Raw genomic sequence first — 22784 nt, 5'->3', positions numbered from 1 at the left:
AGGTCAGGCATGATGGGGCAACATCGCAGTAACGATGGCCCCTGTTATCACGACGACATAGGCCGTATGGTCGGCGTGGTGCCGAGTGCGGATGCCCGGCGGCCAGGGGAAAGCCCAACCATAATCTCGATACGAAGTGAAGGTGTGAAATTGATCCGTCGACAGACTCGGCGTCGTGGCACGCGTGCCGCCGCGATGATCGCGGCCACCGCAGTTCTCGCGGGCGTCATGTCCGGATTCGGCACATCCACGGCGACGGCTGACCCGATCATCGATCAGAAGGCCCTGCTCGCCAACCCGATCGCGGCCGACGGCTCGAAGATCGCGAAGGCCGAGTACAAGGACGCGCGCAGCATCCGCCTGACCGTGTTCTCGGCGGCGATGGACAAGAACGTCACCATCGACGTGCAGCGCCCTGCCGATGCGTCGGTGCCGCGGCCGACCCTGTACCTGCTCAATGGCGCGGGCGGCGGTGAGGACGACGCGTCGTGGGTGGCCAAGACCGACGCGCTGAACTTCCTCGCCGACAAGAACGTCAATGTCGTGCAGCCCATCGGTGGCAAGTGGAGCTACTACACCGACTGGATCAAGGACGACCCGACGCTGGGCCGCAACAAGTGGAAGACCTTCTTCACCGAGGAGCTGCCGCCGCTGATCGACGGCGCGCTGGGCACCAACGGTGTGAATGCCATCGCCGGCCTGTCGACTTCGGGCACCACCGTGCTCGCCCTGCCGATCGCGAAGCCGGGTCTGTACAAGGCCGTCGCCGCCTACAGTGGCTGCGCCCAGACCAGTGACCCGGTCGGCTCGGAGTTCGTGAAGCTGACCGTGGAGACCTGGGGCGGCGGCAGCACCGACAACATGTGGGGCCCGGAGGGTTCGCCCGATTGGAAGGCCAACGACCCGTATGTGAATGCGGAGGGTCTGCGTGGTCTCGACCTCTACATCTCGACCGGCAACGGCCTGCCCGGCCAGTACGACCAGCTGAACAACCCCTACGCGCTGCCCGGCTCCTTCGGTCTGGCCAACCAGATCCTCATCGGCGGCGTGATCGAAGCGGGCACCAACTTCTGCACCCACAACCTCCAGGGCAAGCTGAACCAGCTGGGCATCCCGGCGACCTTCAACTTCCGCAACGGTGGCACCCACTCGTGGGGCTACTGGAACGACGAGCTGCACGCCTCCTGGCCGGTCCTGGCCAAGGGCCTCGGCATCTGATTCCACCGCGCCGGCGGACCTGATCGAACCCGACCGCCTTGATTGTGTGAACCAACACAATCAAGGCGGTCGTTCCATATTCCACGGGTTGCGCAATGGCTGATTTCACAGGTACCTGGGTAACTCCATGTACTCACATCGAATCAGCGTGCGATGGGTGTCGTTGTCAAGAGTTGGCAGCGTTGGGTGTTGCTGATTCAGAGAGCCTCTGAGCTGCGGATACATCGAAATTCTGCCCAGTTCTGGCTGTGATATCGATTACTGGCGTTGGCGTGCGCGGGTGTCGTTGGTTGACGTCGGCCAGTAAATGGCGGGTTTGATGACAAACCTCGACGGCCGGTCATCAGCCGTACCGGGCACGAGCGATCGGACACATGCGACCGCCAGCCATGGATGGCGGTTCCCGTTTACTGTTGGCGGCTTGCCTTCGGCCGAGACTGCGTCGATCGTCTGATCTCTGGTGCGTGGTGGAGGCTCGTCCGGCCCGGTTGCCGCAGGGTGCACTACATGGACTGGTGGAGGACTTCCTGGCCCAGCATCCCGGAGAATCGTTCGACCCCAGCGCAATTGGGAAAGGTTTGAACCGTTCCAGCGGTGCTGTGGCGAATGCGTTGGTGCGGTCGACCGAGCGTAGGGTGGCGGTGCAGACCTGCGATGCTCCGCGCCGATACCGGGCAGTCGAGCAGGACTGACAGCCATCTGCGGTGCCGGGGCGTAGATGCTCCGGCACCGTTGCTGTGTCGGCGTGGTGGTCATGTTCACTGCGGGCGCATCGGGTGACCGCTTCGGCCATCGGACCATGCTCGCAACGGGGCCCGGTTCCCGGACGCGGTCGGTGGCCTTCGCCATTTCCGCGGACCCAGCCTCGGGGAGATGATGGATGCCTGATCGCCGGTGAACGGAACCCGGAAGTACTGGCGCAGATGGCGCGGTCGCGGATGCACACCGAGATCGGCCAACTCGAGGAGGCGTTCAACGGGCAAGACAAGAGCCATGGTGGCCGTTGCACCGGGTGGGCGGCGCTACTACCGTGAGCGCGGAATCCGTGGCGAGGCTGCTGACCGTCGGGACACGCCGGGCGGCGAGTCGCCCGACGGTCAGCGCTCCGCGAGCGAGCGGATCACACCTCCAGGTCCCCCTCGATGCCCCTGAGGCGGTGCCGGGCTAGCGCGAGGTTCGCCCGGCCCCGGTCCAGGGCGAGGTAGAGGAACAGGCCTTGGGACTTACGGCCGGTCATCGGTCGGATGATGTGGTATTGGCCCGACAACGTGATGAGGATGTCCTCGATGGCCTCGTTGAGCCCCAGCTGCTCCATGGTGCGCAGCTTGGCGCGCACCACCTCGGTGTTGCCCGCGGCGGCGACCTGAAGGTCCAGGTCCTTGGAGCTGCCGAGCATCCCGAGCGCCATGCCGCTGTCGTAGTCGACGACGGCGGCTCCGATCGCGCCGTCGATCACCATCATCTCTTTCAGCGCCAGATCCATATTGGACATATCTGTACCTTTCGATCGGTGTTCGTTGCCTAGTCTTTTCCAGGGGCCGTCAGCTGGTCGGCGATCCTGCGTGCCACCGGGCGCGACTCCAGATGGAGCCGACCGACGTTCACCTCAGGGCCCGCGAGCACGGTCAGCGAGGCCCAGCTCGCCGCGTAGACCACCACGTACCCGCCGGTGCCGCGCACCACGACGTCATAGAACCCGCCATCGTGCGCGGTGGCGGCCAGCCGGTGCGACAGCGCCAGCTGCGAAGCGGCCAGCGCGGCCATCCCGGAGGGCTCGATGTGCGAGGGCAAATCGTGGGCGATGAGCAGCCCGTCACTGGACGCCACCAGCGTGCCGATCAGCTGCGGGATGCGATCGTGCAGTGCCTTCAGCTCCGCCAGCACCACCGCGTTCGGTTCGGGTCCGGACATCGCCACCTTGGTCAACCTTCCCATCAGTGCGTGACCGAGCAGTTTCCTCCGCGCGGTCACGCGTGCTCCTCCAAAGCTGTCCGCAGACGGAAGAGCAGGGCCTTGTCAACTGGCTCCCATGCCGGTTCGGCAGCCGGCCCGGCCCGCCGCGTCCGGCGTCGGGGTAGCGGCTCGGACTCGGCGACTTCGCGAGCGGCCGCCACCGGCTCGGCTGTCTCGACCGGAGCGGGTGCCGCGACGGCCGGCTCGATCAGCCCCGCCACGGTCAGGTCCCGCACCGCTTTCAGGCAGCCATAAGTGGTGCGGCCGAGGTCGCGTGCGATCCCGGTGACGCTGCGCCGGGTGTCAGCGGCGGACAGCACCTCAGCCTGGCCACCGGTGAGCACCACGCGCTGTCGCCGCACGCGGCGGACAGGCACGACGGGGGCGCGGTCGACCAACGTCGCAGGCCACGGCCCGGACTCCGGATCGCCACGCCGCGCGCACTCGTGAACGAGCGCGCGCGGCGTGATCTGGCAGACCGGGGCGAGCCAGTGGGGCGGCGCGGGCTGGAATTCAGGGACGGCGGGCGAGGCCAGCAGAAAGTAGGCGGCATCGAACACCGACAGCAATACCAGAGTTTCCAGCCGTGGCCGTCCCAGCACATGGCCGGGATCCCCGTCTGCGGCCCGCCGCCAGTCTTCCGTGGTTGCCACACCCGCCTCCACGACAAGCCGGTCCAGCCCAGTCGTACGGCGGCAGTCGACGGATGCGATCGCGCCCTCGGCCAGATGAAACGCGCCGTCGCCCGCGCGCAACATGCCGGTACGCCTTTCCTTTTCGAGCCGTTGCAGTTCGACCGCGAGCTCAACGCTCATGACCGTCCTCAGTCAATTCGCGCAGAATTCCCCGGAGCTGGAACCGCGCCATCGCAAGATTCCCGGTGTCGTCGTCGAGCACGACGTGCATGAAAAGCCGGCCGTCGAAGTCGCCGTTCACCAGATTCAACAGGTGATACGCGCGGGTTCCGCAGACGATGATCTCGGTGACGTCGTCACCGTCGCGGTCGGTCGCCAACGCTGTGCAGCCGAGCACCGCGCGGACCACATCGGTGGTGGTGGCGGCGGCCTCATGCTCGTCCACCAGATCGTGCCGACCTGCCGCGGCGATCGCCAGACCACTCGCTCCGTCCACCAACGTCACGCTGCGCGCACCGGGAATGTCCATGACACGTTGCAGACAGCCGTCGATACCGGTCACCGTGCTCTAGCCTGCCTGTCGTTGTGAAAATTTCAGCAAACCAGACGCTACATACTGTGCCGACTGATGTACAGAAAAAACCGGAAAACCATCCTAAAAAATGCATCTCCCCTGGGAACAGGCGGCGACTGGCGCCGGAGCCGCCGGACAAGAACTGCTGGACGTTGTCGGAAGAGACCTGTGATACGACGCCGGATGCGATGCAGCAGCTGATGGCGCGGGCATGGGCAGCGCCTTCACGCAGATCACCCCGTTACCCTGCGAGCGAATCCAGCAACTCGTCCACACGCGCCAGACCAACGCACCGCATCATTCGGCATCGCCCTACGCACACGTCAGCCGAATTCTTGACGACTGCATAGCAATTGGTCACAGAACACACGGTACTGTCGGCGTCACGACCAGCGGCTATACGTTTAGAGAGCGCACTGGTAACTCATCGGGCACGGGCCAACCCGACCGAACCCCCGACCGGTAGTCGCCGACGACACCATTGCGACACCTGAATCCGGCCTGAAGACTCGGATGGGCGGACCAGACTAACCAAAAAGTTTGGTAACCCGTAAAATTCTGTTCTGTGAGTACAACCCTGGCCGAGTCGGCGCGCACCGCGTCGCAGCGGGCGAGATCTGTCAGTGTCTTGCTCGGTCCGGCATTCGTAGCTGCCATCGCCTATGTCGACCCAGGAAATGTGGCGTCGAATATCAGCGCGGGCGCGCAGTTCGGATATCTGCTCGTGTGGGTCATCGTGATGGCCAATGTGATGGCCGGGCTGGTGCAGTTCCTATCCGCGAAGCTGGGGTTGGTCACCGGCATGTCGCTGCCGGAGGCGGTGCGGGACAAGGCGAGTCGCCCGGTCCGGCTCGCGTATTGGGGTCAGGCGGAGACCGTCGCGATGGCGACCGATCTCGCCGAAGTGGTCGGCGGCGCGATCGCGCTGAAGCTGCTGTTCGGGCTGCCGCTCGTGGTCGGTGGCGTGATCACCGGTGTGGTCTCGATGGGACTGCTGCTGGTGCAGGACCGGCGCGGACAGCGGCCGTTCGAGCGGGTCATCACCGGCTTGCTCGCCATCATCGCCATCGGCTTCCTCGCCAGTGTGGTGATCTCGCCGCCCTCGGTGTCCGGCACGATCGGTGGCCTGCTGCCGCAATTCCAGGGCACCGAGAGTGTGCTGCTCGCGGCGGCCATGATCGGTGCGACCGTGATGCCGCACGCGGTGTACCTGCACTCCGGACTGGCCAGGGACCGGCACGGCCACCCCGAGCCCGGCCCGCTGCGGGTCCGGCTGCTGCGGGTCACCAAATACGATGTCGGACTCGCCATGGTGCTGGCGGGGACGGTCAATCTGGCGATGCTGCTGATGGCCGCGAACACCCTGCGCGGCCGCGAGAGTGTCGACACCCTCGAGGGTGCCCACGCCGCGGTCGGCGAGGTCCTCGGTCCCGTCGCCGCGCTGCTGCTGGCGATCGGCCTGCTGGCCTCGGGCCTGGCCTCCACGTCGGTCGGTGCCTATGCCGGCGCGATGATCATGGAAGGCCTATTGCGCCGCAAGATTCCACTGCTCATGCGTCGCCTGGTGACCCTGATCCCCGCGATCACCATCCTCGCTATAGGCATCGACCCCACTCGCGCCCTGATCATCTCGCAGGTCGTGCTGTCCTTCGGTATTCCGTTCGCGCTGATCCCGCTCGTCCGCTTCACCAGCGACCGCGTCCTGATGGGCGCCGACGTCAACCATCGCGTGACCACAGCACTCGCCTGGCTGGTCGCGATCGTCATCAGCCTGCTCAATGTGGCGCTGATCTACCTGACGGTCACCGGTAACTGAGCCGCTCAGGCCCAGTTCTCGATCCAGTATTTCCAGATCAGCGGGGCATAGGCGGCCAGCGGCGGCACCTTGATATCGGTGCCGCTGAGCGCGGCGGTGGTGTGGCGGCAGTCGAACCAGCAGGTGAATTCGCTGTGCTCCAACACATCCAGTGGGACGCCGACGCGGGGGAGCAGCCAACTGGTGCCCGGCACCCGCAGCATCATGTTCAGGGTGCGTTTGGGCATCACCTCCACCAGGTGCGGCGCCCCGGCCTCGTCGGCGAACAGGTTCAGCGCCTCGACCGCACTCTGCCTGCGCGGATCGACGAGGTGGTAGGTCATCGGCGTCGAACCCGGCTGGTGGGCAAGGTGATCCAGGGCGCGGGCGACGAAGTCGACCGGCACCATATTGGTTTCGCCGAGCTTCGGCACCAGCACCGGCAGGATTCTCGGCAGCTGCGCCGCCATCCGCAGTAGCCGGAAGAAGTAGTAGGGCCCGTCGATCCGGTCGATCTCGCCGGTGCGGGAGTGGCCGACCACGATCGGCGGCCGATAGATACGCCAGTTCAGCGCGGACTCACGCACAATCCGCTCGGCCTCGAACTTGGCCCGCTGCATCGGCGTTGTCAGCACCTGCCCCTCGTCGAACATGTCCTCGGTGAAAAGGCCCGCGCACGAGCCTGCCACCTCCACTGTCGAGACATGATGCAGCAGACCGGCTTTCAGGTCCTCTGCGACATCGACCACGTGCCTGGTGCCGCCGCCGCGCGCGGTCAGGTCGTAGCTGGATGCCAGATGGAAGACCTGATCGATCGATCCGCGGTGCTCGGCGAGCCACGTCGGATCGATGCCGAGTCCGTCGGCGCCGAGGTCGCCGCGGACCGGCCGCACCCGGTCGCCGCCGTCCCACTCGCGGGCGCAGCAGGCATACCGCGCTGCCGAGTCGGCGCCGGGCCGGACAAGCACATGGATATCACCCTCGCGTTCGAGCAGCGCGGGGATGAGGAACCGACCGATGAACCCAGTTGCTCCGGTAACCAGGTAAGTCATAGCCGATGAACATAGTCGCCCCGCTTGTTCGGTTCACCGCCGGGACGGTCACACGGCATCCAAATAAATCGCAAGCTCAGCTACCGACGCCCAATTCGGCACGATGACACCGCCCGAGCCCAGCGAGACCCAGCCTCAGAGCGCGCGGTGCGTCTCGTGCCGGACGCACCCGAGGGGCAGCCATCAAAGTCGCAGAATCCCCACACGCGCGCCCGCTGGGCACGATGATGTCTGCCGAGCGCAGCGAGATCGAGCACTAGAGTTCGCGGCCCGTCTCGATTCCGAGCGGCGGAACCGCATGCATCGAAGTCGGCCCCGAACTGAGGTCCGTGGCCTGGGCCGCAAAGTAGGTCTGGAGAACGAGCGGCGGGATTGTGGTGCTTTCCAAGGTGTTCCGTAAGGTGATCGGCCAACGGAACACCACGGCCATCGACCTCTACGACCACGCTGCCGGGCGTTGAAGGTGGAGCCTCCGAATTACAGACAGTAGCGGGCGCCGAAGGACAGTGACTGCAGGAGGCAGGCGAAAGACTTAGCGTCGCTCGAGCCGGGAGACACGCCTACGGGAGCCGCTCGAGTGCCAACAGGATCCGCCTGGGCGCTCGGCGTGGGCTCCAACGGAATTCCGCCGGGTGTAGCGGCAGCATTCGCCGACCCTGCACCGGCTGCAAGGGTGATCGCAACGGCAACAACGACCTTCAACATCGCGCGGTTCATCTGGTAACTCCAATGTCGTGGATGGGATCGCCGCCACGCTAGCCCGCATTTTTGCCGCGGGCATGCCCCTGATGTCGTTGGCCGCAGCTCTGGTGGGTGCTCACCCGCCAGGGGGCCGCCCATTTGTCCATGCGGCGGATGGTGCGCTGGATGTAGTGGGTGATGGTGGCCAGGTCCTCGCGGTCGATCGGGTAGCCCTCGGCGCGAGCATCGACACCTCGGCGTGCTCGCGATCCGGCCCCGCCAAAGCCGCGAACACGCAGCGCCGCAGGCGCTACAAATCAAATACCGCCAAAAACCGGCTTGCGCTTGGTGAGCATCGCGGTCGCGCCTTCGAAGAAGTCGGGGGACTGCAGGAGTTCGGTCTGGCCGCTCTTCTCGGCCGCGAGCGCGGCGTCGAGTCGGGTCAGGGTCGCCGCGTTGAGCGCCTTCTTGGTGAGCTCGAGCGCGCGCCGCGGGCCCGCAGCGATCTTCGCCGCGGCAGCCTCCACTGTCGCGTCCAGTTCGTCGGCAGCGAGCACCGCGGTGAACAGGCCGGCCGCTTTGGCCTGTGGTGCGGGCAACCGCTCGCCGAGCAGCGCCATCTCGGCCGCGAGCGGGCGTCCCGCGGCCGCGGCGACCAGCGCGGCGGCGCCGCCGTCGGGCATCAGGCCGATATTGATGAAGGCGAGCAGCAGGTAGGACTCCTCGCTGGCGTAGACGAGGTCGGCGGCAAGTGCGATGCCGACACCGACGCCCGCTGCCGCGCCCTTGACTCGCGCGATAACCGGAATAGGTGCATCCACAATGGCTTTCACGAGTCGGTTGGCCGCATCCATCACCTGGTCGGAGGTGATGCCACGCTGCGCCTCCGACGCGGTCGCCGCCAGATCGGCGCCGGTGCAGAAGTCGGCGCCCGCACCGGTCAGTACGATTACCCGGACCGAGGCGTCCTCGGCGGCGGCAAGGAAGGTATCCCCGAGCGCGACCATCGTGTCGTAGTCGATGGCGTTCTTTCGCTTGGGCTTGGTGATGGTCACTCGGAGCACCTTGCCGTCGTGGACGGCCGAGAAACCTGCAGGAGTAGTTGCGGAATCGGCGTTGCTCATGTGGTGCTCCTGGTCTGGAATTCGGTGGACCGGTTCTTGCGAGCCATCTGCAAGCAATCGCTTCGGATAGCCATGAATAATGGTTAACTTTGCGAATTGTGGTTAACTTAGGTTGATTTGTCCGGCGCTGTCAACCAGCGGCGCCGTCCGAGAACGGAGAGGTACATGGTCGCGGATCGCAGCGAGGTACATCTCGCTTCCGTGCGGCCTGATGCCGGCCAGTCGGTGCGGCGGCGTCCGAAGGATCGCAAGGTGCAGATCATCAGGGCGGCCGCGCGCGCGTTCAGCGAACGCGGGTACTACCCGGTCGGTGTCGACGAGATCGCGGCCGAGGTCGGGATCTCCGGGCCCGCGCTGTATCGACACTTCCGCAATAAGTACGCGCTGCTCGTCGCGGCCGCGGAGGAGGGCGCCCGGCATCTGCTGAAGGTCGCCGAGGCCGCGGACGATCCGCAACAGGAGCCTGCGCGGCGGCTGGACGCCCTGATCAGGGCGATGAGCGAACACACCATCGACATTCGGCGCGAGGCGGGGCTGTACCGCTGGGAGCGGCGCTACCTCGAGCAGGCCGACCGGATTCGGATCCGGAAGATCTACGACGATCTCAACGCGACGGTGGCGGCGCCGATCGCGCTACTGCGGCCGACCGCACCACCCGAGGACGTGGCGATGCTCGCTGCCGCAGTGCTCAGCGCGATCGCCAGCGTCTCCGCGCACCGCACCGCGTTGTCCACCACCCGGCTGCTGCCGTTGCTGCACGACATGTGCTGGTCGATTCTGCGTGCCGAACTGCCGCCCGCACCGCAGCAGCGCAATCCCGGCCCCGGCACCCGTGGCCTTCCAGTTACTTCGAAACGCGAACAGCTGCTCACCGAGGCGATCCGGATCTTCGGCAGGCAGGGCTATCACGAAGCCAGCATCGAGGAGATCGGCGCGGCTGTCGGCATCAACGCCTCCAGTGTGTACCGGTACTTCACCAGCAAGGCCGACCTGCTCGCCGCGGCTTTCCATCGCACCGGAGACCGGGTCGCCATTGCGATCACCGAGGCGCTGGCCGAGGCGACAAGCCGTCCGGACGCGGTCCGGCGCATCGCCTTCGGCTACGCCAGGCTCACCTTCTCGATGCCCGAGATCATGCCGGTCTACTACGCCGAGTTCAGCAATCTGCCGCAGGCCGAGCAGCACAAACTGCGCGCCATTCAGCGTCAGAACGTCCTGGAATGGGCCAACCTGCTGGACGGAGACCCCGTCGAGGCGCGCTTCCGGGTGCACGCCGCGATCGGCCAAGTGATCGATGTCGGCAGGCTGACCAAGTTCGACTCGCGCCCCGAACAATTGGCCCGCGTCTGTGCGCTGATGGAAGCGGTGCTCCTCGGCGCGAGCTGAGTCAGCCCATGCGCCGGTGGCGGACCCGGAAGATGGCCTTGGCCACGCGGAGATCGCGGCGATGGCGGTCGAAGGTCGAAAGATTCACCGGCGCCTGGTAGCGCTTGCGCGCGATGGCCAGCGTCCGGCTGAACTCGCGCAGACCCTGGTCGCCGTGGTGATGGCCCTGGCCGTATTCCCCGACCCCGCCGATCGGCAGCGCCGGAATCCCGGCGTAGGCGGTCGAGGAATTGACGGTCACAACGCCGACTCTGAGCTGCTCGGCGAACGCTTCGGCGCCGTGCACGTCGCGAGTGAATACCGAGACCGCGACACCGTTGCCGACTGCGTTGATGCGTTGCACGGCCTCGTCCACATTCGCCACTTTGTTGACGATCAGCACCGGCCCGATGCCCTCGCCGGTGATCGCGACGCTCTCCTCCGGCACGTCGGCGAGCACGATGGGCTCGATGTAGGGCTCGCGGATCGACTCCAGCCCGCCGACCACCGCCCTGCCGCCGCGGGTCAGCGCGTCGCGGACCTGTTTGCGCACCACATCGACCTGCGACTCCAGAATCATCGGGCCGTAGGACGCCCGCTTGTCCGCGCCGGGTCGCAGCCGCCGTGCCTGATCGGCCACCAGTTCGAGGAAATGTTCGTAGACCGAGCTCGCAACATAGGCGCGCTGGATGCCGTTGGCATTCTGGCCCGCATTGGCCATGGCGCCGAACACCGCGGCCTCCGCGGCGTCGTCGAGCTTCGCGTCGACATGGACGATCATGGCGCCCTTGCCGTTGCGCTCGACGACGACCGGCGTCATCGTCTGCCCGCACAGCGAGATCACCTCACGCGCACCCGCGTCGGAGCCCGCGTACGCGATCTTGTCCACCTTGGTCCGACACAGGGCGGCGTCGGTTCCGTGGTCGCCGGTAACCACCTGCAGCACAGGTTGATTCGGGGCGAGTCGGCTCCAGCTCTCGGCCAGCCACACGCCGACGCCGGTGGTGAGCTCGTTCGGTTTGAACACCACCGTATTGCCCGCTGCCATCGCATAGGCGATCGAGCCCATCGGGGTGAACACCGGGTTGTTCCACGGCCCGAGCACCCCGACAACGCCGAGCGGCAGATAGCCAACGGAGGCCCGCTGATTGCGGGTCAGCCAGGTGGACCCCAGGCGGCGCCGGTCCAGTACGCGGGCGGCATTACGTGCCGCCCAGTCCAGGTTCTCGACGGCGAGCATCACCTCGATTGCCGCATCCGCCTCCGGTTTTCCGGTCTCCTCGCACAGGATTTCCACCAACTCGCCTGCCCGCCTGGCAATGCTGCGTTTCCAGTCGAGCAGCCAGCGTTTGCGTCCGCTGAATCCCAGTTCGGCCCACCACTTTTCGGCCGAGCGGGCCGCGCGCACCGTGCGGTTCAACTCGCCGGTGCCCATGACGGCGTAATTCCCGACGACTTCGCCGGTGCGCGGGTCGTAGGACGTCAGCACGTTCGATCGGCCCGATCGCTGCGCGGTCTCGGCCATGGTCACCTCCCGCAGAGTCGATCCGGCACTGACGCTTCGGGGAGAAGCAGCGCTGCCGCCGACGAATGAGTGCGTGTGTCCCCCGAGTAGCAGACTATGGTCGCCGCGGCGGCCCGACAAGGCGCTGTCGCCGCCCCTGTGGTGTCCCGGACGGCCGAGACCTGCATCAACCCAGCGCCGAGTCGATCGTCCACCGCTAATGTGAGCAAGCACACAATTGGGTGTGCGGTCCTGTGGGTATCGCGCCGGCGACCGTTCGCGGATCGACGTGCCGGTAACATCGCGCCAGGCGCTACGGATCACCAACCCGGACGTACTAGTGCGTGCGTGCCGACGACCTGGCCGCCCCCGGCCGATAGTGGAGAGTTGATGCCGAGCTTGAACAAAGCAGATTCACACCCCGACGATGCCGTGTCTGTCACCAGCGAGGTCCGGGATGCCGAGTATGCGGTCGTCGTGGACGATGTCCGGAAATCGTTCGGTGACGTGCACGCGCTGCAAGGTGTCAGCTTCCGCGCCGAGCGGGGGAGCGTGCTCGGCATTCTCGGTCCGAACGGCGCGGGCAAGACCACCGCGGTGAAGATCCTGTCCACGCTGCTGCGCCCGGACTCCGGTACGGCAACCATCGCCGGGCACGACATTCGTAAGGACCCGGCCGCGGTGCGCCGATCGATCATGATGACCGGTCAGTACGCCGCGCTCGACGAACACCTGTCCGGCCGCGAGAACCTGGAACTGTTCGGCCGCCTGATGGGGCTGGGCAAATCCGCCGCCCGCAAGCGTGCCGACGTACTGCTGGAGGAATTCGACCTCGTCGGTGCGGGCCGCAGGCCGGTGCACGGCTACTCCGGTGGCATGCGCCGCCGCGTCGACATCGCCTGCGGTCTGGTGGTGCGGCCCGAGGTCGTGTTCCTCGACGAGCCCACCACCGGCCTCGACCCACGTAGTCGCCAGGGTGTCTGGGATCTGGTGACCGCGCTGCAGAACCAGGGCATCACGGTGCTGCTGACCACGCAGTACCTCGAAGAAGCCGATGTGCTCAGCGACAACATCATCGTCATCGACAAGGGCCTGGTGATCGCCGAGGGCACGGCCGACGCGCTCAAGGCCAAGACCGGCGGCAGCTATTGCGAGGTTGTTCCGCTGGATCCGAAGAAACTGAACAACGCCGCGGCCGCGCTCGGTGATCTGGTACCCGCCGCGGTGCTCGCCGAAATCAATGGCGGCGACCGGATCTCCATACCGGCCCCCGAAGGCGCCGCCACGCTCACCGAAGCGTTGCGCAGGCTCGACGCCGCAGGCATCGAACTGGCCGATATCGCACTGCGGCGGCCCTCCCTCGATGATGTCTTCCTGTCCATCACCGGTCATTCGGGTGGCACGGCGTGACGGCTTCTACCGCGGAACGAGATGTTGACATCGAGGCGTCGGCACTGTTCGCCGAGCTACCCACCGGCAGGCTGTCGTCTTTCGCGCAGTGGCGTGCCCTGACCGGCCGCATCGTCAGGACGATGGTGATGAAAGGCGAGTTGGCCGTCGCCATCGTCACCCCGCTGGTGTTCACCGTCGGTTTCTATCTGCCGTTGCGCTATGTGATGAAGGTGTTCCAGGGCATCGATTACGCACAGTTCGTGATGCCGATCATCGTGTTGCAGACCATGGCCTTCACCATGATGTCGAACGCGCAGCTGGCCGCACTCGAGTCGATGACCGGGTTCACCACTCGACTGCAGACCATGCCGATCGGCAAGTTTGTTCCGTTGACGGCGCGGATCAGCGCCGGCATGGTCCGTTCGGTCACCTCGTTGACTGCAGCGCTGCTCTTCGGTCACATGATCGGCTTCCGTTTCGTCGCAGGACTCGGTCAGGCCGTGCTCTTCTGCGTGTTCTCGTTTGCGATCGGGACCGTGCTCGCGATCGGCGCCGACACGCTCGGCAGCTTCAGCAAGAACCCGGAATCGCTGAGCCAGGCGCTGACACTGCCCACCCTGATCTTCGGCATGCTCTCCTGCGGGTTCGTTCCGGAAAAGAGCTTCCCCGAATGGATCCAGCCGTTCGTGCGCAATCAGCCGATCTCGCAGTTCTCCTTCGCGTTGGCCGACATGGCCCACGGCGGGGTGACGTGGCAGGTGCTGTGGGTTCCATTGGTGTGGCTGAGCGGGCTCGCGATCGCGTTCGTCCCGTTGGCGGTCTGGGCAAGCGTGAGGCGGGCATGAGTTCAGCAGAGGCAACCATGACCCATCCGGTCATCGACGATATCGAGTCGGCAAGCAATTCCCCGCTTCCCGTGGTGACTGCCAGATCCGAACGCGCGCTGAGCACCTGGGCGGTGCACAGTCTGATCCAGTGCAAGCGATTGCTGCTGACCTGGGCGCGTGACCCGTCGACCACCATCCAGACGCTGATCTATCCGGCGCTCTCGCTGCTGATGTTCCGAATTGTGCTCGGTAAACCGATCACCACGGCCACCGGTATCCCGAGCATCTACGGCCAGGTCGCGATGATGACACTCATCGCGGCGATGACCGGCGCCGTGGTCAGCGCAATCGGATTCAAGACCGAAAAGGCCACCGGTCTGCTCGGCCGTTTCTGGACGATGCCGGTGCACCGGGCCGCGGGCCTGACCGGGCGGATACTTGCCGAGGCCGTTCGCGTCTTCCTCACCACCCTGTTCGTCGTCGCAGTCGGTGTGGTCATCGGCTTCCGCTTCGGGCAGGGGCCGCTGGCCGGCATCGCATTGATCGGAATTCCGGTGCTGTTCGGAATCGGCTTCGCTGTACTGATCACCACGCTGGCGACAATCACCGAAGGCGTCCTGCTCATCGGCCTCATCGGCACCGTGAATACCCTGCTGATGTTCTTCAACTCGGGCTTCGTCCCGGTCTTCGCCTACCCGGTCTGGCTGCAGAGCACGGTCGAGAATCAACCCATGAGCTGTGCCGTCGATGCTATGCGCGGCCTGTCGTATGGCGGGCCGGTGGCCGAACCTCTCATGAAGAGCCTTGCCTGGAGCATCGGCCTGATCGTGGTCTTCGCCTATCCCGCGATTCGCGGATACCGCCGCGCGGCCGAAACCGGTCGCTGACCACTGTCATCGAAGGGCGCGTCCGGTGGCTCGGAGCTACCGGACGCGCCCTTCTGTGCGTTCCGACGACTCGGTGAACGGGTAGTCGACCCAGCGATTCCGATTGGTCCAGCCGACGAGGTCATAGCGCCAACGGAAGGGCCAGGTATGCGCGACGGTGTTGAACAGGATCGCGCCGAGCGCGGTGTAGTCGGCGTGGGCCGAGAGCAGGGCGCGTTGACCGCGCGGTGACGCGGTGAAGAAGGCGTCGAACATCGAGATGGACTGTTCGGTGGTCAGGCGGCCGAGGCCGAATAGGCCGCGCATACGCATCCAATAGGTCAGCCGGGCCTGCCACGGCCATAGTTCGGCGATGGGGTCGCGGCCCTGCTGGAGTGCGCTGACCGCGGTGTCGACGAGGGCAAGGGAATCGGCGACGCTGTATCCGGTGCACGGGTGCATCATGCCGCCGCGCGATCCGAACGGAATCGCTTGCGCCGTCCCCTTTTTCGGTGGCGGCTGGTCGAGCGGGTAGTGCGCGGCCTCGCTCGGCTCCGCGCCGGTGAGGGTGATCCCGTGTAGGGCCAGCCTGTTCAGGGTGCGCTTGCGCAATTCGTGCTGTGGCATGCCGCCGCGCAGGCCGAGGCTGGTTTCCTCGAAGATCACGGTGTCGTTGCCGAGCGGGACGGCATAGAGGAACGAGGGCGGCTCGTCCGGTCCCGCGCCGTTTTCCGGCCGCCAATCCAGCAGCAGTCCTTCGCCGTCGGCGACCATCGGTGCCGCGGTCTCGGCGTCGACGAACATGCCGTGCGCGCTCGCGGCGCGGCGCCGTCCGAGCGCGGGCAGCCCGCGGGTATCGAAAACCATTGCAGCCCTGAGGATTGTGCCGTCGGCGAGCTCGGCATCGTTGGCATCGACCCTGGTGGCCCGGCCTGCGATCACGGTGGCGTCGTCGAGTGGCAGCGCAGCGCGCAGGCCGGTCTTCGACAGCACGCAATAGGGGCGTTCGATGCGATGCTCGGTGCTGGTCCAGACGGTCGGTGCGGCGATCCTCGTGGCAATCGCGCTGGGCGGCAACCACTCCGGCAACTCGTCGATCCAGCAGGAGAAGGTGGGCGGCCACAGCCGGTCGGGTCGCGGGTCGACCGCGGTGACCCGCAGCCCGGCCCGCATCGCGCGGTGTGCCAGCGCCCGGCCGGTCGGGCCGAGCCCGACCACACAGAGATCGACATCCCGGCCGGCGCTGACACTCATACCGGCATTCAAACCGCGCGGCCACGCCGATGCAACTGTCTGCGACACCGATCACCGTGTTTCCCGAGGCGGCGGTCGCCATCCTCGGGAAACGCGGTGCCGAATGCGATCGCCTGCTACTTCGGGGTGACCCAGGTGGTGATGTCGGCGTGCACGACCTCGAGCCCGTTCTTGTCGTAGATCGAGACGGGCACGATCAGATCCTGGCCCTCGGTGATCCGAGTGAAGTCCGGAATCTCCGGCAGCTTCGCGACTGCACGCAGCCCGGTCTCCGCCTTGGCCAGGTACTGGACGTTCATGGCCTTCGGGATCCAGCGGTGCGTGCCCGGCACCGTCGCCTCGCTGAGCATTCCCATCGCCACCTCGGCCAGGTTGCACGCCGCGATGGCGTGGTAGGTGCCCAGATGGTTGTGGATGCCGAACCACTTCGGCGAGGTCACCTCGCACAGTCCGGGCTCCAGCCGCACCACGCTCGGCAGCACCGTGCCGAAGTACGGCACCCGCGCGACCATGCCGAGGGAGAACAGCGCGTGCCCGAGCCGGTTGTCCGGCAGCTTCTTCCAGCCGCGGTAGGTGGCGGTCTCTTTTGTCATGCCCGTATCTTACTCATAAGTAAGTTCTCGGACGGTGGGTCCGGGCACCTGGATTTCGCGGCACGATCGACTCGGGGGCGCGCCCGGGATTCGCGGTCTGACCTGCGCTGTGGGCAGCCGGTGGTGTTGCGCGGGGGGTGGATTTGAAGTCATCGGCGGCGTCGGGCATACTGTTCGGGTTGCCTTGCACCGGGCCATGCCTGTTTCTCGGGTTGTGGTGGGTGGCGAGGCGAGCAGTACCCAATCGTGTACCTCGCTGGATTCCAGCGTGGGTACGTCCGGGACAGTGTTCCGAAGCCTGAGTGAATTTCGATTCCGGGGCAGAGGAATGAGCGGATGGGCGACACGCCCGACCGCGTGGACCGGAGAACCATGACAGATGAACAGCGGCGAGGATCGGGCGTGCCCGGTCGCGATCTCTTAGCGAGACGTCTTCGTGTGTTCGGACTGTGCAAATTGAGGGTGGTACGGAAGCCAGCTTCCGGATCACGAAGGAAAAGCGGAGAAAAGGACACTTAGCGTGGCGGGACAGAAGATCCGCATCAGGCTCAAGGCCTACGACCATGAAGCGATCGACGCCTCAGCGCGCAAGATCGTGGAGACGGTGACCCGCACCGGGGCCGATGTCGTCGGGCCGGTGCCGTTGCCGACCGAGAAGAACGTGTACTGCGTCATCCGTTCGCCGCACAAGTACAAGGACTCGCGCGAGCACTTCGAGATGCGTACGCACAAGCGGCTGATCGACATCCTCAACCCGACGCCGAAGACGGTTGACGCGCTTATGCGCATCGACCTGCCGGCCAGCGTCGACGTCAACATTCAGTGACGGGGACTCGAGACATGACTGATAACAAGAACAGGCCAGCGGCCGGCATCCTGGGCACCAAGCTCGGCATGACCCAGGTGTTCGACGACAAGAACCGCGTCGTTCCCGTGACCGTCATCAAGGCCGGACCGAACGTCGTTACCCAGATTCGCACCGTGGAGCGCGACGGCTACAGCGCCGTCCAGGTTGCTTTCGGCGCCATCGACCCGCGCAAGGTGAACAAGCCGGTCTCCGGTCAGTTCGCCAAGGCCGGTGTCACCCCGCGTCGCCACGTCGCCGAAATCCGCGTTGCGGATGCTTCCACCTTCGAGGTCGGCCAGGAGCTGACTGCCGAGGTGTTCGAAGAGGGCGCGTACGTGGACGTGACCGGCACCAGCAAGGGCAAGGGCTTCGCAGGCACCATGAAGCGCCACGGCTTCGCCGGTCAGGGCGCCTCGCACGGTGCGCAGGCCGTGCACCGCCGCCCGGGTTCCATCGGTGGTTGCGCCACCCCCGGCCGCGTGTTCAAGGGCATGCGGATGTCGGGCCGCATGGGCAACGATCGCGTCACCACGCAGAACCTGTCGGTTCACAAGGTGGACGTCGAGAACGGCCTGCTGCTGATCAAGGGAGCGATCCCGGGTCGTCGCGGCAACGTCGTCGTCGTCAAGAGCGCCGTGAAGGGTGGTGCACACGCATGACAAGCCTGGAGAAGAAGACCAATCTGACGCTTCCGGTCAAGGAACTGGGCGGCAAGACCAATGGCACCGTCGAACTCCCCGCGGAGATCTTCGACGCGACCGCCAACATCTCGCTGATGCATCAGGTTGTCGTCGCGCAGCTTGCCGCGGCCCGTCAGGGTACGCACGCCACCAAGACCCGCGGTGAAGTCCGCGGTGGTGGCAAGAAGCCGTACCGGCAGAAGGGCACCGGCCGCGCCCGTCAGGGCTCGACCCGCGCGCCGCAGTTCGTCGGTGGTGGCACGGTCCACGGCCCGCAGCCGCGTGACTACAGCCAGCGCACCCCCAAGAAGATGATCCGCGCTGCACTGCGTGGAGCACTTTCGGACCGTGCGCGCAACGAGCGCATCCACGTGATCACCGAACTGGTTGCCGGGCAGGACCCGTCGACCAAGACGGCCAAGAGCTTCCTCGCGGAGCTTTCGGACCGCAAGAAGTTCCTCGTCGTCCTCGGACGCGAAGATCTGGCGGCCTGGAAGAGCGTGCAGAACCTCGAGTTCGTGCACCCGATCGCGCCGGATCAGCTCAACACCTACGACGTGCTGGAAAGCGACGAAGTGGTGTTCAGCGTCGAGGCCTTGAACGCCTTTGTGCACGGCCCCGCCGAAGCTGCACAGGAGGAGAGCAAGTGACCACCATCGCCGACCCCCGCGACATCCTGCTGGCGCCGGTCATCTCGGAGAAGTCCTACGGACTGATCGAGGAAGGCACCTACACCTTCATCGTGCACCCGGACTCCAACAAGACGCAGATCAAGATCGCCGTCGAGAAGGTTTTCGGCGTGAAGGTGACCAGCGTCAACACCGCCAACCGTCAGGGCAAGCGCAAGCGGACCCGCTTCGGTTACGGCAAGCGCAAGGACACCAAGCGCGCGCTCGTGACCATCTCGGCCGACAGCAAGCCCATCGAGATCTTCGGAGGCCCGGTCGCGTAAGCGCCTGGGAATCCAGAAAGTAGAGAAGAACTCATGGCAATCCGTAAGTACAAGCCGACAACCCCCGGTCGCCGTGGCTCGTCCGTCTCGGACTTCGCCGAGATCACTCGGTCGACCCCCGAGAAGTCGCTGATTCGCCCGCTGCACAGCAAGGGTGGTCGTAATGCGCATGGTCGCATCACCACTCGGCACCGCGGTGGCGGCCACAAGCGCGCCTACCGTCTGATCGACTTCCGTCGACTGGACAAGGACGGCATCCCGGCCAAGGTCGCTCACATCGAGTACGACCCGAACCGGACCGCCAACATCGCGCTGCTGCACTACGTGGACGGCGAGAAGCGATACATCATCGCGCCCAAGGGCATCCAGCAGGGCACCCCGATCGAGTCCGGCCCCACGGCCGACATCAAGCCGGGTAACAACCTGCCGCTGCGCAACATCCCGACCGGTACCACGATTCACAACGTGGAGCTGCGTCCGGGCGGTGGCGCGAAGATGGCCCGCTCCGCAGGCTCCAGCATCCAGCTGCTCGGTAAGGAAGGCCCGTACGCCACGCTGCGTATGCCCTCCGGTGAAATCCGTCGCGTCGACGTGCGCTGCCGCGCCACCGTCGGCGAGGTCGGCAACGCCGAGCAGTCGAACATCAACTGGGGCAAGGCCGGCCGTATGCGCTGGAAGGGTCGCCGCCCAACCGTCCGTGGTGTCGTCATGAACCCGGTCGACCACCCGCATGGTGGTGGTGAGGGCAAGACCTCCGGTGGTCGTCACCCGGTCAGCCCGTGGGGTCAGCCGGAAGGCCGCACCCGCAAGCCCAACCGCCCGAGCGACAAGCTCATCGTTCGCCGCCGCCGCACCGGCAAGAACAAGCGATAACAAGGAGGGAGTTAGAGAATGCCACGCAGTCTTAAGAAAGGCCCGTTCGTCGACGACCACCTCCTTGCGAAGGTGGACGTGCAGAACGAGAAGGGCACGAAGCAGGTCATCAAGACCTGGTCGCGTCGTTCCACGATCATCCCCGACTTCATCGGTCACACTTTCGCCGTCCATGACGGTCGCAAGCACGTGCCGGTGTTCGTCTCGGACAACATGGTCGGGCACAAGCTCGGCGAGTTCGCGCCGACCAGGACGTTCAAGAGCCACGTCAAGGACGACCGGAAGAGCAAGCGGCGATGACGACTGAAACTCAGAACCCGACGGCTCGCGCGACGGCCAAGCACGTTCGCGTGACCCCGATGAAGGCTCGCCGTGTCGTGGACCTGGTCCGCGGCAAGCGAGTCGAGGACGCACTGGCGATCCTGAAGTTCGCGCCGCAGGCCGCGAGCGAGCCGGTTGCCAAGGTCGTGGCGAGCGCCGCGGCGAACGCCGAGAACAACCTCGGCCTCAACCCGGCCACGCTCGTTATCTCGACGGCTTTCGTCGACGAGGGCGCGACCATGAAGCGGTTCCAGCCGCGTGCACAGGGTCGGGCGTTCCGGATCCGGAAGCGCACCAGCCACATCACCATCGAGGTCGAGAGCGTGCCCACCGCCGGTGGATCCACTCGTAACCGCCGGAAGGGAGGGGCAAAGTAAATGGGACAGAAAATCAACCCCCATGGCTTCCGCCTCGGTATCACCACCGACTGGAAGTCGCGTTGGTACGCGGACAAGCAGTACGCGGAATACGTGAAGGAAGACGTCCAGATCCGCAAGCTCCTCGCCACCGGCATGGAGCGGGCAGGAATCTCGAAGGTCGAGATCGAGCGCACCCGTGACCGGGTTCGCGTCGACATCCACACCGCGCGTCCCGGCATCGTCATCGGTCGCCGTGGCGCCGAGGCCGACCGCATCCGTGCGGAGCTGGAGAAGCTCACCAAGAAGCAGGTGCAGCTGAACATCCTCGAGGTGAAGAACGCCGAGTCGGATGCGCAGCTCGTTGCCCAGGGTGTGGCCGAGCAGCTGTCCAACCGTGTGGCGTTCCGTCGTGCGATGCGTAAGGCCATCCAGTCGGCCATGCGTTCGCCGAACGTCAAGGGCATCCGCGTGCAGTGCTCGGGCCGCCTCGGTGGCGCCGAAATGTCGCGCTCGGAGTTCTACCGTGAAGGTCGGGTTCCGCTGCACACGCTGCGTGCGGACATCGACTACGGCCTGTACGAGGCCAAGACCACCTTCGGTCGTATCGGTGTGAAGGTCTGGATCTACAAGGGCGACATCGTCGGTGGCAAGCGTGAGGTCACGGCTTCGGCCGCGCCCGCGGCCGGCGACCGCCGCGAGCGTCGTGAGCGGCCGAGCCGCCCGCGTCGGTCCGGTTCAGCCGGTACCACCGCGACCAGCACTGAGGCCGGGCGTGCAGCCACCGCCACTGCGGTTGCCAACGCTCCGGCAGAAAAGCAGGAGGGCTGACGCATGTTGATGCCACGGAAGGTCAAGCACCGGAAGCAGCATCACCCGGGTCGTTCCGGAATGGCAAAGGGCGGCACGTCGGTCGCGTTCGGTGAATACGGCATCCAGGCTCTCGAGCCCGCCTACGTCACCAACCGGCAGATCGAGTCGGCTCGTATCGCGATGACCCGCCACATCAAGCGTGGCGGCAAGATCTGGATCAACATCTACCCGGATCGCCCGCTCACCAAGAAGCCTGCCGAGACCCGCATGGGTTCCGGTAAGGGTTCGCCGGAGTGGTGGATCGCGAACGTCAAGCCCGGTCGCGTGATGTTCGAAATGAGTTACCCCAATGAGGAGACCGCTCGCGAGGCCCTGCGCCGCGCGATGCACAAGCTCCCGATGAAGTGCAGGATCGTGACAAGGGAGGAGCAGTTCTGATGGCTACCGGAACACCGGCCGCAGAGCTCCGCGAGCTCACCGAAGAGGAGCTCGTCGCCCGCCTGCGTGAGTCGAAGGAAGAGCTGTTCAACCTGCGCTTCCAAATGGCGACGGGTCAGCTGGACAACAACCGTCGGCTGCGCGTCGTTCGTCACGAGATCGCGCGGATCTACACGGTCATGCGTGAGCGCGAGCTCGGTCTGGCCACGGCACCCGCTGGCAAGGGAGATGCGGCATGAGCGAGAAGCAGGAAGAGCGCAACAGCCGCAAGGTACGTGTCGGCTACGTTGTCTCGGACAAGATGAACAAGACGATTGTCGTCGAGCTGGAAGACCGTAACCGGCACAAGCTCTACGGCAAGATCATTCGCACCACCTCCAAGGTGAAGGCGCATGACGAGAACGAGATCGCCGGTGTCGGTGACCGCGTTCAGCTGATGGAGACCCGTCCGCTGTCGGCCACCAAGCGCTGGCGTCTGGTCGAGGTCCTCGAGAAGGCCAAGTAAGCCTTATCTCGAGAAACTGAGTTCCACCGGTCGAAGGCCCGCTTCCCGTTCGGGAGGCGGGCCTTCGTCGTTGTTACGGCAGTCGCTCGGGCGCGTTGCCGCACAATCTGTTCCGGAAACTCGATGGTGATGGAAAAATTGCTGGCGCGCTGACCGGCGGGCGTGC

General features: G+C 65.7%; 26 protein-coding genes. 17 read left to right on the top strand and 9 right to left on the bottom strand.

Going from position 1 to position 22784, the window contains the following annotated elements:
* The first annotated feature begins 195 nt into the window (after positions 1-195).
* Positions 196-1218 (top strand): alpha/beta hydrolase, encoded by a 1023-nt coding sequence (locus ACLMAL_RS00965; RefSeq protein ID WP_411997525.1) that lies wholly within the window; start codon positions 196-198, stop codon positions 1216-1218.
* Positions 1219-2338: 1120 nt separating this feature from the next.
* On the opposite strand, the gene ACLMAL_RS00960 is transcribed toward ACLMAL_RS00965, so the two are convergent.
* Genes ACLMAL_RS00960 through ACLMAL_RS00945 form a run of 4 tightly spaced genes read right to left on the bottom strand, consistent with a single transcriptional unit; the run spans position 2339 to position 4368 of the window.
* On the bottom strand, positions 2339-2710 hold the full coding sequence (locus ACLMAL_RS00960; RefSeq protein WP_406234782.1) for a hypothetical protein: 372 nt from the start codon (positions 2708-2710) through the stop codon (positions 2339-2341).
* A gap of 29 nt (positions 2711-2739) precedes the next feature.
* Positions 2740-3189 (bottom strand): roadblock/LC7 domain-containing protein, encoded by a 450-nt coding sequence (locus ACLMAL_RS00955; protein WP_411997344.1) that lies wholly within the window; start codon positions 3187-3189, stop codon positions 2740-2742.
* Entirely contained in the window at positions 3186-3986 is an 801-nt protein-coding gene (locus tag ACLMAL_RS00950) for a hypothetical protein (protein ID WP_411997343.1), read from the bottom strand. The genes ACLMAL_RS00955 and ACLMAL_RS00950 overlap by 4 nt, the downstream gene beginning before the upstream one ends.
* Positions 3976-4368, bottom strand: coding sequence for a hypothetical protein (locus ACLMAL_RS00945; protein WP_328409129.1), 393 nt, complete (start codon positions 4366-4368; stop codon positions 3976-3978). The genes ACLMAL_RS00950 and ACLMAL_RS00945 overlap by 11 nt, the downstream gene beginning before the upstream one ends.
* Positions 4369-4957: 589 nt before the next feature.
* On the opposite strand from ACLMAL_RS00945, the gene ACLMAL_RS00940 reads away from it, so the two are divergent.
* Complete coding sequence (locus tag ACLMAL_RS00940; RefSeq protein ID WP_411997524.1) at positions 4958-6196, top strand: Nramp family divalent metal transporter; 1239 nt, start codon at positions 4958-4960, stop codon at positions 6194-6196.
* A 5-nt stretch (positions 6197-6201) separates the two neighbouring features.
* Here the strand turns inward: ACLMAL_RS00940 and ACLMAL_RS00935 are convergent, their stop codons facing one another.
* Together ACLMAL_RS00935 and ACLMAL_RS00930 are read right to left on the bottom strand one after the other, a co-directional pair.
* A complete protein-coding gene (locus tag ACLMAL_RS00935) occupies positions 6202-7227 on the bottom strand; it encodes an SDR family oxidoreductase (RefSeq protein ID WP_406236202.1) in 1026 nt (341 codons plus the stop codon).
* Between the two features lie 998 nt (positions 7228-8225).
* The gene (locus ACLMAL_RS00930) at positions 8226-9032 is read right to left on the bottom strand and encodes an enoyl-CoA hydratase-related protein (protein ID WP_411997342.1); all 807 of its coding nucleotides are present in this window, start codon (positions 9030-9032) and stop codon (positions 8226-8228) included.
* A 165-nt stretch (positions 9033-9197) separates the two neighbouring features.
* Between ACLMAL_RS00930 and ACLMAL_RS00925 the strand changes: the two genes are divergently transcribed.
* Positions 9198-10418, top strand: coding sequence for a TetR/AcrR family transcriptional regulator (locus ACLMAL_RS00925; RefSeq protein ID WP_411997341.1), 1221 nt, complete (start codon positions 9198-9200; stop codon positions 10416-10418).
* 1 nt (position 10419) lies between these two features.
* On the opposite strand, the gene ACLMAL_RS00920 is transcribed toward ACLMAL_RS00925, so the two are convergent.
* Positions 10420-11922 (bottom strand): aldehyde dehydrogenase family protein, encoded by a 1503-nt coding sequence (locus ACLMAL_RS00920; RefSeq protein ID WP_411997340.1) that lies wholly within the window; start codon positions 11920-11922, stop codon positions 10420-10422.
* 369 nt (positions 11923-12291) lie between these two features.
* On the opposite strand from ACLMAL_RS00920, the gene ACLMAL_RS00915 reads away from it, so the two are divergent.
* The 3 genes from ACLMAL_RS00915 to ACLMAL_RS00905 are packed head-to-tail and all read left to right on the top strand — an operon-like array spanning position 12292 to position 15007.
* Positions 12292-13311 carry an ATP-binding cassette domain-containing protein gene (locus ACLMAL_RS00915; RefSeq protein ID WP_411997339.1) on the top strand — a complete coding sequence of 340 codons (1020 nt, stop codon included), beginning with the start codon at positions 12292-12294 and terminating at the stop codon, positions 13309-13311.
* A gap of 29 nt (positions 13312-13340) precedes the next feature.
* Positions 13341-14138: an ABC transporter permease gene (locus ACLMAL_RS00910; RefSeq protein ID WP_411997523.1), complete on the top strand. Its 798-nt coding sequence runs from the start codon at positions 13341-13343 to the stop codon at positions 14136-14138.
* On the top strand, positions 14135-15007 hold the full coding sequence (locus ACLMAL_RS00905) for an ABC transporter permease (protein ID WP_328409140.1): 873 nt from the start codon (positions 14135-14137) through the stop codon (positions 15005-15007). Before ACLMAL_RS00910 ends, ACLMAL_RS00905 begins: the two co-directional genes overlap by 4 nt.
* 36 nt (positions 15008-15043) lie before the next feature.
* Here ACLMAL_RS00905 and ACLMAL_RS00900 read toward each other — a convergent pair whose 3' ends face one another.
* Positions 15044-16240: a lycopene cyclase family protein gene (locus ACLMAL_RS00900; protein ID WP_411997338.1), complete on the bottom strand. Its 1197-nt coding sequence runs from the start codon at positions 16238-16240 to the stop codon at positions 15044-15046.
* Between the two features lie 116 nt (positions 16241-16356).
* Complete coding sequence (locus ACLMAL_RS00895; protein ID WP_328409144.1) at positions 16357-16833, bottom strand: hotdog fold domain-containing protein; 477 nt, start codon at positions 16831-16833, stop codon at positions 16357-16359.
* 520 nt (positions 16834-17353) lie between these two features.
* On the opposite strand from ACLMAL_RS00895, the gene rpsJ reads away from it, so the two are divergent.
* Genes rpsJ through rpsQ form a run of 11 tightly spaced genes read left to right on the top strand, consistent with a single transcriptional unit; the run spans position 17354 to position 22618 of the window.
* Entirely contained in the window at positions 17354-17659 is a 306-nt protein-coding gene (rpsJ, locus tag ACLMAL_RS00890; RefSeq protein ID WP_411997337.1) for a 30S ribosomal protein S10, read from the top strand.
* A gap of 14 nt (positions 17660-17673) precedes the next feature.
* Positions 17674-18339 carry a 50S ribosomal protein L3 gene (rplC, locus tag ACLMAL_RS00885; RefSeq protein WP_328409146.1) on the top strand — a complete coding sequence of 222 codons (666 nt, stop codon included), beginning with the start codon at positions 17674-17676 and terminating at the stop codon, positions 18337-18339.
* Complete coding sequence (rplD, locus tag ACLMAL_RS00880; RefSeq protein WP_328409148.1) at positions 18336-19010, top strand: 50S ribosomal protein L4; 675 nt, start codon at positions 18336-18338, stop codon at positions 19008-19010. The genes rplC and rplD overlap by 4 nt, the downstream gene beginning before the upstream one ends.
* Positions 19007-19312: a 50S ribosomal protein L23 gene (gene rplW / locus ACLMAL_RS00875; RefSeq protein ID WP_040686547.1), complete on the top strand. Its 306-nt coding sequence runs from the start codon at positions 19007-19009 to the stop codon at positions 19310-19312. Before rplD ends, rplW begins: the two co-directional genes overlap by 4 nt.
* Positions 19313-19345: 33 nt before the next feature.
* Positions 19346-20185 (top strand): 50S ribosomal protein L2, encoded by an 840-nt coding sequence (rplB, locus tag ACLMAL_RS00870; RefSeq protein WP_328409150.1) that lies wholly within the window; start codon positions 19346-19348, stop codon positions 20183-20185.
* A gap of 18 nt (positions 20186-20203) precedes the next feature.
* Positions 20204-20485: a 30S ribosomal protein S19 gene (gene rpsS, locus ACLMAL_RS00865; RefSeq protein WP_019045020.1), complete on the top strand. Its 282-nt coding sequence runs from the start codon at positions 20204-20206 to the stop codon at positions 20483-20485.
* Complete coding sequence (gene rplV, locus ACLMAL_RS00860) at positions 20482-20883, top strand: 50S ribosomal protein L22 (RefSeq protein ID WP_328409152.1); 402 nt, start codon at positions 20482-20484, stop codon at positions 20881-20883. Before rpsS ends, rplV begins: the two co-directional genes overlap by 4 nt.
* The gene (gene rpsC / locus ACLMAL_RS00855) at positions 20884-21693 is read left to right on the top strand and encodes a 30S ribosomal protein S3 (RefSeq protein ID WP_411997336.1); all 810 of its coding nucleotides are present in this window, start codon (positions 20884-20886) and stop codon (positions 21691-21693) included.
* A gap of 3 nt (positions 21694-21696) precedes the next feature.
* Positions 21697-22113 (top strand): 50S ribosomal protein L16, encoded by a 417-nt coding sequence (gene rplP / locus ACLMAL_RS00850; RefSeq protein ID WP_067519522.1) that lies wholly within the window; start codon positions 21697-21699, stop codon positions 22111-22113.
* Entirely contained in the window at positions 22113-22352 is a 240-nt protein-coding gene (gene rpmC / locus ACLMAL_RS00845; protein ID WP_328409156.1) for a 50S ribosomal protein L29, read from the top strand. The genes rplP and rpmC overlap by 1 nt, the downstream gene beginning before the upstream one ends.
* Positions 22349-22618, top strand: a complete 270-nt coding sequence (rpsQ, locus tag ACLMAL_RS00840) for a 30S ribosomal protein S17 (protein WP_328409158.1) — start codon at positions 22349-22351, stop codon at positions 22616-22618. The genes rpmC and rpsQ overlap by 4 nt, the downstream gene beginning before the upstream one ends.
* The last annotated feature ends 166 nt before the right edge of the window (positions 22619-22784 follow it).

It is taken from the genome of Nocardia sp. CWNU-33, from assembly GCF_046764895.1.
In the GTDB taxonomy this organism is placed as follows: Bacteria; Actinomycetota; Actinomycetes; order Mycobacteriales; family Mycobacteriaceae; genus Nocardia.
This window is presented reverse-complemented; position numbering and strand designations above follow the sequence as displayed.

Bases quoted from the DNA above. Each gene is read 5' to 3' on its own strand.
- ACLMAL_RS00965 (WP_411997525.1), top strand. From the start codon at position 196: ATGATCGCGGCCACCGCAGTTCTCGCGGGCGTCATGTCCGGATTCGGC.
- ACLMAL_RS00960 (WP_406234782.1), bottom strand. From the start codon at position 2,710: ATGTCCAATATGGATCTGGCGCTGAAAGAGATGATGGTGATCGACGGC.
- ACLMAL_RS00950 (WP_411997343.1), bottom strand. From the start codon at position 3,986: ATGAGCGTTGAGCTCGCGGTCGAACTGCAACGGCTCGAAAAGGAAAGG.
- ACLMAL_RS00935 (WP_406236202.1), bottom strand. From the start codon at position 7,227: ATGACTTACCTGGTTACCGGAGCAACTGGGTTCATCGGTCGGTTCCTC.
- ACLMAL_RS00930 (WP_411997342.1), bottom strand. From the start codon at position 9,032: ATGAGCAACGCCGATTCCGCAACTACTCCTGCAGGTTTCTCGGCCGTC.
- ACLMAL_RS00925 (WP_411997341.1), top strand. From the start codon at position 9,198: ATGGTCGCGGATCGCAGCGAGGTACATCTCGCTTCCGTGCGGCCTGAT.
- ACLMAL_RS00920 (WP_411997340.1), bottom strand. From the start codon at position 11,922: ATGGCCGAGACCGCGCAGCGATCGGGCCGATCGAACGTGCTGACGTCC.
- ACLMAL_RS00915 (WP_411997339.1), top strand. From the start codon at position 12,292: ATGCCGAGCTTGAACAAAGCAGATTCACACCCCGACGATGCCGTGTCT.
- ACLMAL_RS00905 (WP_328409140.1), top strand. From the start codon at position 14,135: ATGAGTTCAGCAGAGGCAACCATGACCCATCCGGTCATCGACGATATC.
- ACLMAL_RS00900 (WP_411997338.1), bottom strand. From the start codon at position 16,240: ATGAGTGTCAGCGCCGGCCGGGATGTCGATCTCTGTGTGGTCGGGCTC.
- ACLMAL_RS00895 (WP_328409144.1), bottom strand. From the start codon at position 16,833: ATGACAAAAGAGACCGCCACCTACCGCGGCTGGAAGAAGCTGCCGGAC.
- rplC (WP_328409146.1), top strand. From the start codon at position 17,674: ATGACTGATAACAAGAACAGGCCAGCGGCCGGCATCCTGGGCACCAAG.
- rplD (WP_328409148.1), top strand. From the start codon at position 18,336: ATGACAAGCCTGGAGAAGAAGACCAATCTGACGCTTCCGGTCAAGGAA.
- rplB (WP_328409150.1), top strand. From the start codon at position 19,346: ATGGCAATCCGTAAGTACAAGCCGACAACCCCCGGTCGCCGTGGCTCG.
- rpsS (WP_019045020.1), top strand. From the start codon at position 20,204: ATGCCACGCAGTCTTAAGAAAGGCCCGTTCGTCGACGACCACCTCCTT.
- rplV (WP_328409152.1), top strand. From the start codon at position 20,482: ATGACGACTGAAACTCAGAACCCGACGGCTCGCGCGACGGCCAAGCAC.
- rpsC (WP_411997336.1), top strand. From the start codon at position 20,884: ATGGGACAGAAAATCAACCCCCATGGCTTCCGCCTCGGTATCACCACC.
- rplP (WP_067519522.1), top strand. From the start codon at position 21,697: ATGTTGATGCCACGGAAGGTCAAGCACCGGAAGCAGCATCACCCGGGT.
- rpmC (WP_328409156.1), top strand. From the start codon at position 22,113: ATGGCTACCGGAACACCGGCCGCAGAGCTCCGCGAGCTCACCGAAGAG.
- rpsQ (WP_328409158.1), top strand. From the start codon at position 22,349: ATGAGCGAGAAGCAGGAAGAGCGCAACAGCCGCAAGGTACGTGTCGGC.